The 16378-nt window shown below is 62.8% G+C and carries 13 protein-coding genes; 6 read left to right on the top strand and 7 right to left on the bottom strand.

Annotation, left to right across the window (positions count from 1 at the left end):
• Both BVH06_RS02375 and BVH06_RS02370 read left to right on the top strand, forming a co-directional pair.
• Positions 1–903 (top strand): ABC transporter permease, encoded by a 903-nt coding sequence (locus tag BVH06_RS02375; RefSeq protein ID WP_075933046.1) that lies wholly within the window; start codon positions 1–3, stop codon positions 901–903.
• Positions 900–2522, top strand: coding sequence for an ABC transporter ATP-binding protein (locus BVH06_RS02370; protein ID WP_075933045.1), 1623 nt, complete (start codon positions 900–902; stop codon positions 2520–2522). Before BVH06_RS02375 ends, BVH06_RS02370 begins: the two co-directional genes overlap by 4 nt.
• A gap of 37 nt (positions 2523–2559) precedes the next feature.
• On the opposite strand, the gene BVH06_RS02365 is transcribed toward BVH06_RS02370, so the two are convergent.
• The 3 genes from BVH06_RS02365 to BVH06_RS02355 all read right to left on the bottom strand — a co-directional run bounded on the left by BVH06_RS02365 (position 2560) and on the right by BVH06_RS02355 (position 5593).
• Positions 2560–3921 (bottom strand): CitMHS family transporter, encoded by a 1362-nt coding sequence (locus BVH06_RS02365; RefSeq protein ID WP_075931488.1) that lies wholly within the window; start codon positions 3919–3921, stop codon positions 2560–2562.
• Positions 3922–3996: 75 nt separating this feature from the next.
• Entirely contained in the window at positions 3997–4701 is a 705-nt protein-coding gene (locus tag BVH06_RS02360; protein WP_075931489.1) for an RraA family protein, read from the bottom strand.
• Between the two features lie 10 nt (positions 4702–4711).
• Complete coding sequence (locus tag BVH06_RS02355; RefSeq protein WP_075933044.1) at positions 4712–5593, bottom strand: DUF1932 domain-containing protein; 882 nt, start codon at positions 5591–5593, stop codon at positions 4712–4714.
• Positions 5594–5812: 219 nt separating this feature from the next.
• On the opposite strand from BVH06_RS02355, the gene BVH06_RS02350 reads away from it, so the two are divergent.
• Entirely contained in the window at positions 5813–7771 is a 1959-nt protein-coding gene (locus BVH06_RS02350; RefSeq protein WP_075933043.1) for a sigma 54-interacting transcriptional regulator, read from the top strand.
• On the opposite strand, the gene BVH06_RS02345 is transcribed toward BVH06_RS02350, so the two are convergent.
• Entirely contained in the window at positions 7772–9106 is a 1335-nt protein-coding gene (locus tag BVH06_RS02345; RefSeq protein WP_075931492.1) for an LLM class flavin-dependent oxidoreductase, read from the bottom strand.
• Positions 9107–9419: 313 nt separating this feature from the next.
• On the opposite strand from BVH06_RS02345, the gene BVH06_RS02340 reads away from it, so the two are divergent.
• From BVH06_RS02340 to BVH06_RS02330, 3 genes are all read left to right on the top strand, one after another.
• The gene (locus BVH06_RS02340) at positions 9420–10403 is read left to right on the top strand and encodes an ABC transporter substrate-binding protein (RefSeq protein WP_075933042.1); all 984 of its coding nucleotides are present in this window, start codon (positions 9420–9422) and stop codon (positions 10401–10403) included.
• 19 nt (positions 10404–10422) lie between these two features.
• Positions 10423–11757 (top strand): LLM class flavin-dependent oxidoreductase, encoded by a 1335-nt coding sequence (locus tag BVH06_RS02335; protein ID WP_075933041.1) that lies wholly within the window; start codon positions 10423–10425, stop codon positions 11755–11757.
• Between the two features lie 66 nt (positions 11758–11823).
• On the top strand, positions 11824–12930 hold the full coding sequence (locus BVH06_RS02330) for an LLM class flavin-dependent oxidoreductase (RefSeq protein ID WP_075933040.1): 1107 nt from the start codon (positions 11824–11826) through the stop codon (positions 12928–12930).
• A 233-nt stretch (positions 12931–13163) separates the two neighbouring features.
• Here BVH06_RS02330 and sppA read toward each other — a convergent pair whose 3' ends face one another.
• From sppA to rluC, 3 genes are read right to left on the bottom strand one after another with little or no spacing between them, the layout of a single operon-like run.
• Positions 13164–14141 (bottom strand): signal peptide peptidase SppA, encoded by a 978-nt coding sequence (sppA, locus tag BVH06_RS02325; protein WP_075933039.1) that lies wholly within the window; start codon positions 14139–14141, stop codon positions 13164–13166.
• Positions 14131–14826 (bottom strand): HAD-IA family hydrolase, encoded by a 696-nt coding sequence (locus BVH06_RS02320; protein WP_075933038.1) that lies wholly within the window; start codon positions 14824–14826, stop codon positions 14131–14133. Before BVH06_RS02320 ends, sppA begins: the two co-directional genes overlap by 11 nt.
• On the bottom strand, positions 14819–15772 hold the full coding sequence (rluC, locus tag BVH06_RS02315; protein WP_075933084.1) for a 23S rRNA pseudouridine(955/2504/2580) synthase RluC: 954 nt from the start codon (positions 15770–15772) through the stop codon (positions 14819–14821). Before rluC ends, BVH06_RS02320 begins: the two co-directional genes overlap by 8 nt.
• Positions 15773–16378 lie beyond the last annotated feature (606 nt).

Below are 16378 nucleotides of genomic sequence, written 5' to 3'. Positions count from 1 at the left end.
ATGAACGCCGAAAGCCGCATCGCCTCGCTGTCCCACTCGCCTGCAACGGTGTCGCTGGGCTGGCGGCGCCGCAGCCGCCTGCAGCGCGCGGCCACCGCATTGCTGCCGCTGTTGCGCCGTCCCGGCTTCAGCCTGGCCCTGCTGATCGTGCTGTTCGCCCTTGTCGCGGCTCTGCTGCCGGGGCTGCTGAGCAGTTTCGATCCCTACGCCACGTCGCCTGCGGACAAGCTCACCGCACCGAATCTGGTGCACTGGTTCGGCACCGACGAATTGGGCCGCGACCTCTACACCCGCGTGGTCTACGGCTCCAGCCTGTCGGTGCAGGCCGCACTGCTGGCCGTGGGCATCGCCCTGGTCGGCGGGCTCGGCCTGGGTGTGCTGTCCGGGTTCGCCGGTGGGCGTACCGATGCCGTGATCATGCGCTTCGTCGACGTACTGTTGGCCTTGCCCGGCCTGCTGCTGGCCCTGGCCATCGTCACCGCCATCGGCTTTGGCACCCTCCCGGTGGCCATCGCCGTAGGCGTCGGCATCATTCCCGGCTTCGCCCGAACCACCCGCGCCGAAGTGCTGCGCGTGAAAACCCTGCCTTACGTGGAAGCGGCCCGCCTGGGCGGCGCCAGCTGGGGCCGCACCCTGCTTCGGCACATTCTGCCCAATGCCTGGGGCCCGGTGGCGGTGCTCGCCACCCTGGATTTCGGCGCGGCGATTCTGGCCACCGCCGGCCTGTCGTTTCTCGGTTTCGGCGCGGCGCCACCGGCTGCCGAATGGGGCACGCTGATCGCCAACGGCCGGCACTTCCTGATCACCGCGCCGTGGGTGTCACTGCTGCCAGGTTTGTTCGTGGTCGCCGTGGTGTTCAGCCTCAACCATATCGCCCGTACCCTGGAGGAAAACCCGCGATGAGCAGCCCCTTGATCGACATCCGCCAGCTCTGCGTCACCTACCGCTTCGCCGGGCAGATCACCGAGGCCGTGCGGGGCGTTTCCGTCCAGATCAGCCAGGGCGAAACGGTGGCCATCGTCGGTGAATCCGGCTCCGGCAAGTCGACCTTGGCCAACGCCATTCTTGGCCTGCTGCCCGACAACGCCCTGCCCTACGGCCAGTTGCGGGTCGACGGTGTCGAGTTGAGCGGCGCCAGCGAGAAGCAGAAACGCGCGCTGCGCGGGCGCACCATCGGCCTGGTGCCCCAGGACCCGATGGTCAGCCTCAACCCGACGTTGCGTATCGGCCAGCAGATCGCCGAAGCGCTGATTCTCGCTCACGGTCGCCGCTACCCCAGCGTCGATGCCGACGTGATCGAGCTGCTGGAACAGGTCGGCCTGGACAAACCGCTGCTGCGCGCCCGCCAATATCCCCACGAGCTGTCCGGCGGCATGCGCCAGCGCGTGCTGATCGCCATCGCCCTGGCTGGCAACCCGCGGCTGATCATCGCCGACGAGCCGACCAGCGCCCTGGACGTGACGGTGCAGCGCAGGATTCTCGATCACCTGCAACGCCTGGTCGCCGAGCGGGGCATTTCCCTGCTGATCATCACCCATGATCTGGGCGTGGCCACCGACCGTGCCGATCGCATCCTGGTGATGAAACACGGCGAGTTGGTCGAACAGGGCCCGCCCCGGCAGATCCTCGATGCGCCGCAGCACGACTACACCCGCGCGCTGCTGGCGGCCGCACCGGCGTTCGCCAATCGGCGCAAACCGCGCTCGCCCCAACACACCGCCCAGGCGCCGATCCTTAGCCTGCAGGGCATCGGCAAGACCTTCGACCTGCCACGGGTCAAGGGTGAGAGCAGCACCTTCACCGCCCTGCAGAACCTCAGCTTCGACGTTTATCCCGGGCAGACGCTGGCCATCGTCGGTGAGTCCGGTTCGGGCAAAAGCACCGCCCTGCGCATCGCCCTCGGCCTGGAAAAACCCAGCCAGGGTCGCGTGCAGTTCGAGCAACGCGACGTGACCGATCTCAGCTGGCGCGAATTCCGCCCACTGCGCCAGCGCATCCAGCTGGTGCAGCAGAACCCGTTCGCCGCCCTCGATCCACGCTTCACCATCTTCGACAGCATCGTCGAACCGCTGGTGTCGTTCGGGCTGCTCAAGGGGCCGGCATTGGAACAGGCCGCGCGGGAGCTGATCAGCCGCGTGCATCTCCCCCTCAGCTACCTGGATCGCCTGCCCCGCGAGCTGTCCGGCGGCCAGCGCCAGCGCGTTGCCATCGCACGTGCCCTGGCCCTCAAGCCGGATCTGCTGCTGCTCGACGAACCGGTCTCGGCGCTGGACGTTTCGGTGCAGGCGCAGATTCTCGATCTGCTGCTCGAACTGCAGCAAGCGTTGGGCATCGCCTATGTGCTGGTGTCCCACGACCTGGCCGTGGTGGCCAACGTGGCCGATCAGGTGCTGGTGCTGCGCAACGGCCAGGTGGTCGAGCAAGGCCCCGTGAGCCAGGTATTCGACCAGCCGGTCAGCGCTTACACCCGCGAGCTGATCGCGGCCATACCGGGGCGTCTGTCGGCCGGCGTGGCGGCTTGAGCCTGCCCCCGCCGACGCACCAACGCCCAGCGGGTGCTCAACCCACCGGCAACTCACCGGTCAGGATCGCCGTGACGATGAAGATACCGAACAGCGGCAGCGACCATTTGAAGAACTCCTTCTGGTACTGGCCGAACGTCATCTCGGTACGGTTCATCAGCAGGAACAGCCACGCCACCGTTGGGCTGGCATAACGCAGTGCCTGCCCCATGAACGAGGCCACGCCGATTTCGGTCGGGGTGATGCCGAACTGGTATGCGATGGGAGCAACCACGGGCAGGATGCCGAAGTAGTAGGCATCCACCGGCAATGCATAACAGGCAATGGCGCCAAGGAAGGCGAACATCAGCGCGGTATGGCTGCCCATCGACTCGGGAATCAGGCCGGCGATGCTTTCGGCGACCGCCGCCGCCATGCCGCTGCCGTTGAACACGCCGAGAAAGCAGCCTGCCGCCATGATGATCGACGCCACCGCGATGGCATCGCCCCCGTTGGCGGTGATGCGGTCACGCTGTTCGGTGGCACTGTAGTTCACCGCCAGGGCGATGGCGGTGCCGAGCATGAAGACGATTGCCCCGCTCGCCCAGCCCGCCAGGAGGATGACCAGCATGCCGATGGTCAGGGCCAGGTTGAACAGGAACAGTTTCGGGCGCTTGAACTCGCGATCGTTCTCTTCGATCACCGTGACCATGTCGTCGATCTGCTGCGGGGTAACGATCGCCCTCTCGCCAGGAATGTAGCCCAGCCGCGCGCGCTCCTTGCGTCCCATCAGGTAGGCCATGAAGAACACGTAGATGAACGACACGCCGAGAATCGGCAGAATCGCCACGAACAATGTGTTCACCTCCACGTTGAGCACCGCCGCCGCGCGTGCCAGTGGCCCGCCCCAGGGCAAGCAGTTGCCCAATCCGCACGGCAGGATGATGAGCATCGCCAGGTTCGACAGTTTCATGCCCATCTGCTTGTACAACGGCAGAAAGGCACTGGTGATGATCAGGATGGTGGTGGTGCCGTCACCGTCGAGCGTGACCACCGAGGACGTGAACGCCGTGACCAGGATGATCTTCAACGGATCGCCGTTGGCCTTGCGGATCAGGTAGGTGCACAGCGGGTCGAACAAGCCGACGTTCATCATCAGGCTGAAGTAGAGGATCGCAAAGAGGATCATCACCGTCGGGTTGACGGTCCCCAACGAGACCTTGCCCTGTTCATTGGTGGTGTAGAACAGCCCTTCCCTCACCCAGGTCACCAGAGTGTCGAACGGCACACCAGTGGCCATGCAGGCCAGGGCACCGACGATCAGCGAAACGACGATCAGGCCGGTGAACGGTGAAAGCTTTTGCTTGATGACGAGGATCAGGAACGAAACGATCAACAAGTAGCCGAGAGCGGTAAGCATCCGGACATCTCCCAATTTTATTTTTATAGTGCGGAAACGGTGTATCAGGGAGCCTCCGGGGCTCCCCAGAGGGCATCAGCGCCCGGCTAGCAGTTCAGTTACCCAGGCTGGCGCGAGCTCAGGCAATGGCTCGCCACTAGCTCGATGACGGGCATACTGCTCGATCACCTCGCGGCGCTTGGCCTCGTAGGCATCCTTCTTTTCGGAAGCCTCCAGAACGTCCAGCAGGCGGGCACGGGGAACCACCGTGACGCCGTCGTAATCGCCGAAGACCAGGTCGCCCGGGGCGACCTCGATGCCAGCGCAATGCACAGGCACATTGATCTTGCCAGGCCCCTGCTTGGCCGGGCTGCGCTGCATGAAACCCTTGGCATAGATCGGAATGTCCAACTCGGCCAGTGGCACCTTGTCGCGTACACAGCCGTCGATCACCAGGCCGTTGAGGCCCACCGCCTGGGCAGCGCCAGCCATCAGATCACCGATGTAGGCACGACCGCGATAGCCTTTGCCCGCCACCACCAGTACGTAACCCGGCTGCCCCTGGTAGATGGCCACGTGGATGGGGAAATTGTCGCCGTCTTCGGTATCCACCGTATAGGCGGTGCCGAGCATGACCTTGCTTTCATCGAGCGGCATCAGGTCGCTGTCCATGCAACCATTGCGGGCAATACCCAGGCTCTGCATGCCATCGCACAGCTGTGCGGGGCTGAGCTTGCGAAAGCGCTCAAGGATTTCCTGAGGAATGGCATCGGGTAGGGAAAGATAGTGTTCGGTATTCATGGCGAAGTCCTCAGGGCTGGCGGATGAGATGCGCGATGGCGTCGCGGTAGTTCATGTCACTGCCGCCCGGGCCGAGCTTGCTTGACCAGTCCTGGTCTGCAAGCTTTTCCAACTGTGCCCTGGTAGCGATCGACATGCTGGCATCGACGCCAGCCGCTTCGAGTGTGGAAACCACGTCATCCAATTCGGCAGCTCGGCGCTTCGCATGGATCAGCGTGCGTGCGGTGAAGGTGTTGGCGAGCTGCTCGACCGTCTTGCCATCGAGCGAGTCCGCCAGTGAGTCGACCAGGGTATCCAGCACGCCGAATCGCTCGGCCGCCTGGAAGGACTCCAGGAGCAACTGGGGTAGGCCTTTCATGACGACGCTCTTGAGCATTTTGATGGCCGATGCCGAGCCGGGATCCGCGTCCAGTACGGTCAGGCGCATGCCACGGGGGCTGAATGCCTGCTCGAATGCCTGCGCAGCGCTACCGGCCAGCAGCATCGGTACCCGGTGGGCGTTGCCCGGCACGGTACCCATTACCGCAACGTCGCAGAAGCCCACCTCAGCAGCCCGCGGCAAGCACGCGATGGCCTGCTTGACGGTGGGTGCTGCCGAGTTCATGTCGATGTAGTGCTGGCCGGCCCGTAGCAACGGCATGATGCGTTCGGCCAGGGCAAGGGCACTGCTGGCGCTGGTCAGGCAGACAATGAAGCGGCCCTCACGGCATGCCGCTTCCAGGGAGTCGAACAGGGTCACCTGCGTTTGCTCGGCGCGTTGCCGAATCAATGGGCCTGCTTTGGGGTCGTCTCGATAGGCGTCGTATGCGCCCATGCGTATGTCACCTTGCGCACCCAGGCCGGTGGCCAGGTGAAAGGCGGCTTCGCCAAAACCGATGAAGATCAAGTCCATGAACGCGTTGCCTCTTATTGGATTTATTTTTCTGGAGGCAGAGCAAGGCATGTGCCACGACCTACGCCGACGAAACAACCTCAATAAAATCGTCTTATATATCAATAAATTAAAGAAATTCCGTTTCAACTCGGCCTTGATCGCAAACAACACAGCAATTAATTTACAATTTCAGTTAATTTCACCTCATCCAATAAAAATGAAATAGAAGAGAAGAAAATGAAAGGCGACGCCAATCCAGCTGAGCAGCGGATTCCTACCAGTGCAATTGCCGTGATCACCCCCTCCACCACCATGACGCGGACGATCGACAGCATTCTGCAAGCGCGCCAGCTTTCCCTACCCGTCGTGCAGGCGGCACAGACCGAAGCGATCAGGATCGCCGGGCAACTAATAGCCGAAGGTGCTGAGGTGCTGATCAGTCGGGGCAAGACCGCACACATGCTTCGCGAACACTTTCGCGTACCAGTCGTGGAGGTCAGGCACACCTTCTTCGACTGCATCAATGCTTATGAGAAGGCTAAACGCCTGTCCTCCAAGATAATTTTCCTAGCGACATCAGAGGGTTACGCCAGGATTCTGGAAAAATCCCGCCCGTTCGTGCCCGACGCATCGATCTGTTTCATAGACCCGCTGAGTAGCGTGCAAAACACCGAGTCGATCCTTGATGGCCTGCAGGATCAGGGCATAGAAGTCGCGATAGGCGGCCTGTCACTCGAGGAGCCGGTCAAATCGCGCGGCATGCACTATGTGATGTCGGATACCGATAGCGATGCCGCATCCGAAGCAATCGACGAAGCCCTGCATCTTTTGCAGGTGCAGGAGCAAAGAAAACAGCAGCGACAGGAGTTGCAACACCGATACGAGATGATCCAGTCGATCCTCGATTGTGTGTCCGAAGGCATATTCAGCGTCGATGCCATAGGGGTGGTGACGCGCATGAATAACGTCGCCAAGACCTACCTGAGTACCGTCAGTTGCGGAGATGCCATCACCGAGCTGCCGATGCATAACTACGTCACCCAGGCGCTACGCCACGGTAAGCCGGTGCGCGGGGCGTTGATCGATATAGGCCGCCTGTCGCTCACCCTAAGCATTGCGCCCATCGTCCTCGAGGGGCAGACCATTGGCGCCGTTGCCACCCTGCAGAAGCAGACGGATATCAAGGCGATCGAACATAAGATGCGTCGCGCCCTGGCCGGGCAACATACGGCAGACAACAGTTTCGATGACATCATCGGTGGCAGCGCGGCCTTGCAAAGGGCCAAGAGCCTGGCCGCCACCTACGCCGGCGTGGATAGCACCCTGATGATCGAAGGTGAAACAGGCACCGGCAAGGAGCTTTTCGCGCAGAGCATCCACAATGCGTCGCAACGCCGTGCCGGCCCCTTCGTGGCGATCAACTGCGCTGCTTTTGCGCCTGGCGTCCTGGAAAGCGAGCTGTTCGGTTACGTAAAGGGCGCTTTCACCGGTGCCTCGAGCGAGGGTCGGGCCGGGGTCTTCGAACTGGCCCACACCGGCACGCTGTTTCTCGACGAAATCAGCGAAACCTCGGCAGATATTCAGTTGAAACTGCTGCGTACCCTGCAGGAACGCAAAGTCATCCGTATGGGCGACGACAAGGTTACGCCGGTAGACATCCGCATCATCACGGCAAGCAACAAGTCCTTGCCGGCGCTGGTCGCCCAAGGCCTGTTCCGCGAGGACTTCTATTACCGCATCTGCGTGCTGAGACTCAGGCTGCCGCCCCTGCGCGAACGCCGAGAGGATGTTCCCGCGCTGGTGCGCCATCTTCTCAAAGGCAACGCCAGCGAGCTGCTGGAGCACACGCCAACCCTGCTCGCCAGACTCTGCGATCACCACTGGCCGGGCAACGTTCGCCAACTCGGCAACATCGTCGAGCGCCTGAGCGTGATGAGCCAATGCAGCGCGCTGATACCGGGCTGGCTGGACGACGCCCTCGACGATCTCTCTCCGACAACCCCAGCCGTGAACGGCGAGCCGGCCATGAAACCGGCCAGCGAGCGTGACATTCTGTTCGCGGCACTGGTCAGGGCGGGCGGCAACCGGCAAAGCGCCGCCGAGCACCTGGGCATCAGCACCACCACACTGTGGCGCAGAATGAAGAAGTTTCTGGATGAGGATCCGGGTTGTTTCGATGCCGCACGATACGGCTAGTCAGCCACGTTCAGGCCGGTGATTGCGCGGAATCTCCAGCCCCAGGCTCTCGCGCAAGGTGCTGCCCTCGTACGCGCGGCGATAAACCCCACGCTCCTGCAGAATCGGCAGCACTTCCCTGGTGAAGCGCCGGAATTGCTCCGGGTGGCCGATGTAGAGGTTGAAGCCATCCAGTGCCCGCGCCTCGAACCAGCGAATCATCTCGTTGGCGACCGTCTCGGCCGACCCGACGAAGGCATTGGGCCTTAGCTGCAGGCCGGCCGCCACCGCCTGGCGCAGCGTCCAGCCTTTGGCGACGGCCTGGTCGGTGGCTGCCTTGGCGGCAGTATAGAAACTGCTGCGAGCATGTTCGAGCGCCTCGACCGGGAACGGCGCGTCGAGGTCGTACTGGCGGAAGTCGTGCCAGCCGAAACTGCGCCCATATTCGGCCAGGGCCTGCTCGAAACTATGGTCAACGGCATGATAGTGACGCTCGATCTCACGCGCCTCGGCGTCGGTGTCACCGATGTAGATCTGTGCGCCGGGCAGGATGATGATGTCATCGGCATCGCGCCCCAGGCGTTGGGCGCGCGCCTTGATATCGCGGTAGAAGGCCTGGCCCTTCTCCACGCTCGGTGCATGGGTGAACACCACGTCGGCCACGCTGGCGCCCAGGTCGCGCCCCTGGGGCGAGTCGCCCGCCTGGAAGATCACCGGCTGCCCTTGCGGCGAGCGCTGGATGTTCAGCGGGCCGACCACCGAGAAGTGCTCGCCCTTGTGATGCAGCGCATGCAACTTGCTGCGGTCGAGGAATTGCCCGGTATCGCGGTTGCGCACCAGCGCATCGTCCTCGTAGGAGCGCCAGAGTTTCTGCACCACTTCGACATGCTCCAGCGCACGCCCGTAACGGGTGTCGTAGTCGTAATGCTCGTCGCGCCCGTAGTTGCCGGCGGTGCCGGCATCGCCGCTGGTGACCACGTTCCATCCCGCCCGCCCCTTGCTGATCAAGTCCAGCGAGGCCAGCCGGCGCGCCACGTTGAAAGGCTCGTTGTAGGAGGTGGTCAGGGTACCGACCAGGCCGATGTGGCGGGTGGTCACCGCCAGGGCAGAGAGCAGCGTCAGCGGTTCCAGGCGGTTGAGGTAATGGGGCGGCGAATCCGGCGTGATGAACTGGCTGTCGACGATGAAGATCAGGTCGAACAGCGCGGCCTCGGCCTGCTGCGCCAGGTCGATGAACCACTCGACACTGACACTGGCATCAGCCGGCACTTCGGGGTCGTGCCAAAGATTATGGCGCCCTGGCCCGCCCACGCCCATCGGCACTGCGCCCAGTTTTATCTGTCTTTTGCTGCTCATGGGAGAACTCTCGATTACGCTCAGGATGCCCGCATTAAATACTCATTACTGATATTTCAAAACACGTTAGATAATGAAATTACATAATTAGCTTAGAACCACAAAGACTTTCACAGCCCTTTCTTAGCTCTATAAGGTCGACTGCAGACCGACCCCTTTCCTGGCGGAGGCCGTCCCCCGACCCATGCCAGGAGCGCTACGCCCATGCCCGCCCCCGCCTTCATTCCCGCTGATTCCCCACGACGCGGCATCGCTCACGCGCACCTTTATTTGACCAACCTGGCCGCGCTGGCGGCCTGACCGGAGCTCACCCATGCTGATCCGCACCCTCCTCACCACCCTGCTTGGCAGCAGCCTGCTGTTCGGCGGCTTTGCCAGCGCCGCAGACCTCGAGCCGCTGCGTGTCGCCAACCAGAAATCCAGCATCAAGCTGCTGCTGGAGGCCGCCGGCGAACTCGACGACGTGCCGTACGAAATCGACTTCTCCGAGTTCCCGGCCGCCGCCCCCTTGGGCGAGGCGCTGAACGCCGGCGCCGTCGACATCGGTGGCCTGGGCGATGCGCCCTATGTGTTCGCCCTGGGCGCCGGCGCGCCACTCAAGGTGGTGGAAATCATCAAGCGTGATGGCCGCTACACCACTTCGATCCTGGTGCCGAAGGATTCGCCGCTGAAGACCGTGGCCGACCTCAAGGGCCAACGCATCGTCACCAACCGGGGTTCCATCGGCCACTTTCTGGTGATCCGCGCGCTACGCGAAGCCGGCTTGAAAACGTCCGACGTGACCTTCGTCAACCTGCTGCCCACCGATGCCCGCAGCGCCCTGGAAAGCGGCGCCGCCGATGCCTGGTCGACCTGGGATCCGTACACCACCATCGCCATCACCCAGAACGGCGCACGCATCCTGCGCAGCAGTGACAACCTGCTGACCAACCATTTCTACCTAGCCGCCACGCAGACCGCCATCGACGGCAAACGCGTGCAGCTCGAAGACTTCGTCGAACGGGTCGAGCGCGCCTTCCTCTGGGCCAACGACCACCACCAGGCGTACGCAGAGGCCCAGGCGCGGGTGACCGGCCTGCCGGTCGAGGTGCATCTGGAATCAGTCAAGGCCACCGCCCATTCGCGCGCCGAAATCACCGACGAGGTCATCGCCGGCTTGCAGCAAGTCTCGGATATTTACCTGGAAGAAGGCGTGCTGAGCCGCGCCGTGGACGTTTCCAAGGGCTTTGACCCCAGCTTCAACGCCGCCCGCGCCGAGCAACCCGCAAAAGCGCTCGCCCAGGTGCAGCCCCAGTAATCCGACAGGAGCAACGTCCATGAGCAAACGACAGATCAAACTCGGCGCCATGATTCACGGGGTCGGCCACGGCTGGGGCGAATGGCGCCACCCGGATGCACTGGCCGATGCCAGTGTGAATTTCGGCTTCTACAAACAGCAGGCCAAACTGGCCGAAGGCGCCAAATTCGACTTCGCGTTCATCGCCGACAGCCTGCACATCCATGCCAAATCCAGCCCGCACTACCTCAACCGCTTCGAGCCGCTGACCATTCTTTCGGCACTGGCCGCCGTGACCGAAAATATCGGCCTGGTCGCCACCGTGACGGTGAGCTACAGCGAGCCGTTCCAGGTCGCCCGGCAGTTCGCCTCGCTCGATCACATCAGCGGCGGGCGTGCCGGCTGGAACGTGGTCACCTCGTGGCTCTCCGGAACCGCCGACAACTTCGGCAAAGCCGAGCATCCGCCCCACGCCACCCGCTACCGCATCGCCCGCGAGCACGTGAATGTGGTCAAGGGGCTGTGGGATTCCTGGGAAGACGACGCCTTCACCCGCGACAAGCAGAGCGGCGAATTCTTCGACCCGAGCAAGCTGCACACCCTCGATCACCAGGGTGAATTCTTCAAGGTCAAAGGCCCGCTCAACATCCAGCGCTCGCGCCAGGGCCAGCCGCTGATCTTCCAGGCCGGCACTTCCGAGGATGGCCGCAATTTCGCTGCCCAGAATGCCGACGCGATCTTCGTCAGCCCGGAATCCTTCAGCGAGGCCCGCGCCTACTACGCCGACCTCAAACAGCGCGCGGCCAAGGCCGGACGCAACCCGGATGAGCTATTCATCCTGCCGGGCATTCGCCCGATCATCGGCCGTGATGACGAGGAAGTGGAAAGCCGCTACCAGCAGGCCGTCGAGCTGGTCAGCATCGAGGACGCCATCGTTGCCCTTGGCCGCCCATTCAACGACTACGACTTCAGTCGTCACGAACTGGATGCGCCCTTCCCTGACCTTGGCGACCTGGGCAGCAACAGCCACAAGGGCACGTCGGAACAGATCAAGCAGCGCGCCCGCGACGAGCACCTGACCCTGCGCGAGGTGGCCCTGCAGTTCTCGCGCCCGCGCCGCGATTTCGTCGGCACGCCGCAAGCGGTCGCCAACGCCCTGCAGGACTGGTTCGAGGACGGCGCCGCCGACGGCTTCATCGTCAACTCGCTGCTGCCCGACGGCCTGCAGTACTTCACCGAACTGGTAGTGCCCCTGCTGCAGGAGCGCGGCCTGCTGCGCCGCGACTATGAAGGCCAAACCCTGCGCGACAACTTCGGCCTGGCAGTGCCCACCAACCGCAACACCGTGCGCCGCCTGGAAGGCCGAGTGGCCTGAGCATCGCCCGTCGCCGCGCTCGCCAGGCGGGCCGGTGGCAGCCCACTTCAATAGAAAGGAGCAACCATGAGCCTCGAATTCATCGGCCTGATAGGCCCCCAGGAAGCCAGCGAATCCCAGGCGCCACGTGGCCCGGCGGTGGACATCGACTTCATCAAGGCCTTCGCCCAGGCCCAGGAATATGGCGGTTTCGACAAAGCCCTGCTGGCCGTCAACACCAGCGCACCGGATTCGATGATCCTGGCCAGCTACGTGGCCGCGGTGACCGACAAGCTGGGCCTGCTGGTCGCCCATCGTCCGGGCTTTCAGGCACCTACCTTCGCCGCCCGGCAGTTCGCCACTCTCGATCACCTCAGCCGCGGCCGCGCCTCGATCAACGTGATCACCGGCGGTGACAGCGGCGACCTGCAGCGCGACGGCGACTACCTCGACAAGGACGCGCGATACGCCCGTACCGAGGAATACCTGGACATCTTCCGCAAGACCTGGACGAGCACCGAGCCCTTCGATCACCAGGGTGAGCACTACCGCATCGAAGACAACCTGACGCTGGTCAAGCCGATCCAGAAACCACACGTACCTATCTACTTCTCCGGCGCATCCGACGCTGCCGTGGAGGTCGCCGCCAAGCACGCCGACGTGTACATGATGTGGGGCGAACCGCTGGAGCAGGTTCGCGAGCGCATCGCCAAGGTGCGCAAGGCTGCCGCCAAATACGGTCGCGAAAAACATATCCGCTTCAGCCTGTCGCTGCGGCCGATCCTCGGTGCCACCGAAGAGCAAGCCTGGGCCCGCGCCGAGCGCACCCTGCTTGATGCACGTGAGCTGATCCATCTGCGCCAGGGCAAACGTCGCGACAAGAACTTCGGCACCAGCAACGCGGGCTCCTCGCGCCTGGTGGAACTGGCGGGCCAACGCAAGGTGCATGACAAACGCCTGTGGACCGAGATCGCCGCCCTTAGCGGCGGCGCCGGCAACTCCACTTCACTGGTCGGCACAGCGGAGCAGGTCGCCGAAGCCGCGCTGGAGTACTACAACATTGGCGTGACCACCTTCCTGTTCCGCGGCTTCGAGCAACTGCGCGACGCCGTGGAGTACGGCCAGGATCTGCTACCGCGCATTCGCGCCCTGGTCGAGCAGCAGAAAAACGCCAAGAGCATCAGCAACGCCTGACGTCCTCTATAGGGCACCTCTAAAAACTACCTGCGTTGTCAGCACGGCGTTAAAAAACAGGCTCAAAATGCTCATTTACAGCAGTAAACTCCGCTTTTTCGCCTGTTTTTGCCTTGCGCTGACTGCCTCGCCAACGTTTTTAGAGATACCCTATAAAGGCAGCGTGTGTGGATTTTCGAAACTAATAAAAAGCCCCGGCATCTGGCCGGGGCTCTCTATTTACAACGCCGCCATCAACGCAGCGTTGGCCCCTGAAAACCCATCCACAAGGCCAGATGCTCGGCAACACTGGCACCGAGCTTCTTGGTGAAGCGATCCAGCGGGCTTTCCTGCACGGTGAAGTCGACCATTTCTTCCTGGCCGATCACCTCGCGAGCCACGTAGCTGGTGCTGCCCAGCCCGTCGATCAGGCCGAGGCCGAGGGCCTGCTCGCCGGACCAGATCAGGCCGGAGAACAGCTCGGGATGCTCGGCGTCCTTGAGGCGATCGCCACGGCCCTTCTTCACGCTGTCGATGAACTGCTTGTGGGTGGTGTCCAGCACCGTTTTCCAGAAACGGGTTTCTTCGTCCTTCTGCGGCTGGAATGGGTCGAGGAATGCCTTGTGCTCACCCGAGGTGTACACACGGCGCTCGACGCCAAGTTTCTCCATGGTATCGACGAAGCCGAAACTGGCTGCCGTGACGCCGATGGAGCCCACCAGACTGGCTTTGTCAGCGTAGATCTGGTCCGCGGCGCTGGCGATGTAATACGCACCGGACGCGCCTAGGTCGGAAATCACCGCGTAGACCTTGATGTTCGGGTTCTCGTCACGCAGGCGGCGGATCTCATCGTACACATAGCCCGACTGCACCGGGCTGCCACCTGGGCTGTTGATGCGCAGGATCACGCCCTTGGTGTTCGTATCCTTGAAGGCAGCGCGCAGGCTGCCGACGATGTTGTCGGCGCTGGCCGCTTCCTTGTCGGCGATCATCCCGCGCACTTCGATGACCGCGGTATGGGGCGAACTGCTGCCGCTGCCCTGGTTGCTGATCAGCGGCGAGAACAGCGCCAGGGCGCCGAACAGGTAGATGAAGGTCAGCAGCTTGAAGAAGATTCCCCAGCGGCGCGAGCGGCGCTGCTCATGGACGCTGGCCAGCAAGGTCTTTTCAAGGAGCTTCCAGCTCTTCGGATCGCTCTCGGAGACCGATGACGTCTTTCTCTCACCCCACATGCTCAATCTCCTCGGTTAGGGTCTCGGCTACCGTGCAGCTCAGCCAGGTACTCAATTGCGTGAAATGGTTGATCGACAATTTCGGCTCATAAAGGCTCAGCGCTTCCAGCGTCTGTGCGCCGTAGCCCACTGCCACCGAATCCATGCCCGCGCGCTGGGCCATTTCCAGATCGAACGACGAATCGCCGACCATCAACGCCTGCTCGGCGCTCACCCCGCAATGCTGCAGAATCTCGTGCAACATCCGCGGGTCCGGCTTGCTGGCCGTTTCATCGGCACAGCGGGTGATATCGAAATAATTCTGCCAGCCCAGGGTGTCGAGAATCCGCTGCAGGCCACGGCGACTCTTGCCGGTGGCGACCGCCAACTGGTAGCCCTGCTCGCGGAACCTCGCCAGGCTCTGCTCGACATCGTCAAAGAACGCCGAAGGCGTCCGATCCAGAGCTACGTAGCACTCGCTGTAGGCGGCATGGAAGCGTTCGACGTGCGCCGCTTCGTCGAGTTCCGGATAAAGGGTGGTGATCGCTTGCGGCAGCGCCAGGCCGATGATGCCCTTGACCGCCTCGTCGCTGCGCCGCGGCACGCCGCACAGATCGGCGGCCTGGTGCATGGCGGTGACGATACGGGCTATGGAGTCGACCAGGGTGCCATCCCAGTCGAAGATCAGCAGCTTGTAGTCACGCACTCAGGCGCTCCACGGTGCGGGCCCACACCTCGTCGACCGGCGCCTCGAGCTTCAGCACGCCGCCTTCTGGCAGCGGGATGTTCAGCTCGTAGGCGTGCAGGAACAGGCGCTTGCCGCCCAGTTCGCGAATCTCGCGGGTGAAGTCGTCATCGCCGTACTTGCTGTCACCGGCGATGCAATGCCCACCGTACTGGGCATGCACGCGAATCTGGTGAGTACGGCCGGTCACCGGCTTGGCCTCGACCAGGGTGGCGAACTCACCGAAGCGACGCAGCACGCGAAACACGGTCAGTGCTTCCTTGCCTTCCGGGTTGACCTCGACCATACGCTCACCGGAACGCAGATTGCTCTTGAGCAGCGGCGCGTTGATCTGCTTCTTGGCGGTTGCCCAGTGGCCACGCACCAGCGCCATGTAGCGCTTGTCGACGCCATCGCCGCGTAGTTGCTCGTGCAAGTGGCGCAGCATACTGCGCTTCTTGGCGATCATCAGCAGGCCTGAGGTATCGCGGTCCAGGCGGTGCACCAGTTCCAGATCCTTGGCGTCCGGGCGCAATTGGCGAAACGCCTCGATCACCCCGTAATTGAGGCCGCTGCCGCCATGCACGGCGATACCGGCCGGCTTGTTGAGCACGATCAGCGCCTTGTCCTCATAGACGATGGCGGCTTCCAGGCGCTGCAACAGGCCCTGGGCCAGCGGCTCCGGTTCGTCTCGCTCGGCCAGGCGCAGCGGCGGCACCCGCACGATGTCGCCGGCCTGCAGCTTGTACTCGGGCTTGATGCGCCCCTTGTTGACCCGTACCTCACCCTTGCGCAGGATGCGGTAGATCAAGGTCTTGGGAACACCCTTGAGTTGGTTGCGAAGGAAGTTGTCGATGCGCTGACCCGCGAGCTCAGGCGCGACCTCGAGCAGCTGAACGCCGGAGGTTGGGGGAGTAGGTGTCGTCATGCCCGCGATCATACAATTTTTATGCATTTGAAGCACTTAATCATTGCTGCTATAGTCGCGAATGCCGTCAAAAGCGGCCTGATTCGCGGATGTTGCCAAACCGCCATCGCGAATCGAGCAACCCACTTCAGGACATAAGGCCGTCCGACGGGCATCTCGGAGAGCGAAAGGCCAGCATGGCTGCTCGAGAAACTCGGAAACAAGGCCTGAGACACAGATGCGTGACCTGCCCAATTGGACGGTCGCGGTAATGCCAACCCGCTGCGGATTTTCGTGAGCGGCACCCGATTTTCAGCGATACGTGTAGGGTGGAGATGCACAACGGTCGGCCTGCGTAGCAAAGAGCTTTATCAGAGACGCGTCATATCGTCCGCTACCGACCCTTGATTCCTCCTCCTGACTGAGAACCTGTTTAAGGTCTCGCGAGCTAGCGCCAAGCAAGACGCTACGTTAGTAACAGCCCCCAATATGGGGCGGGCAAGGAAACGACCTTTACTTCAATGGTAAACGGGCCTTCCAGACCGGTGTTAACGCAGCAAGGCCGATGCTTAGCCGATCACAAGCGAGTTCTGAGGGCTTTCTGTCACATACAGCAAGCAGGAGACG

This window comes from Pseudomonas sp. PA27(2017), from assembly GCF_001945445.1.
In the GTDB taxonomy this organism is placed as follows: Bacteria; Pseudomonadota; Gammaproteobacteria; order Pseudomonadales; family Pseudomonadaceae; genus Aquipseudomonas.
The sequence above is the reverse complement of the archived record's forward strand: the minus strand, read 5'-3'. Positions and strand labels throughout refer to the sequence as shown.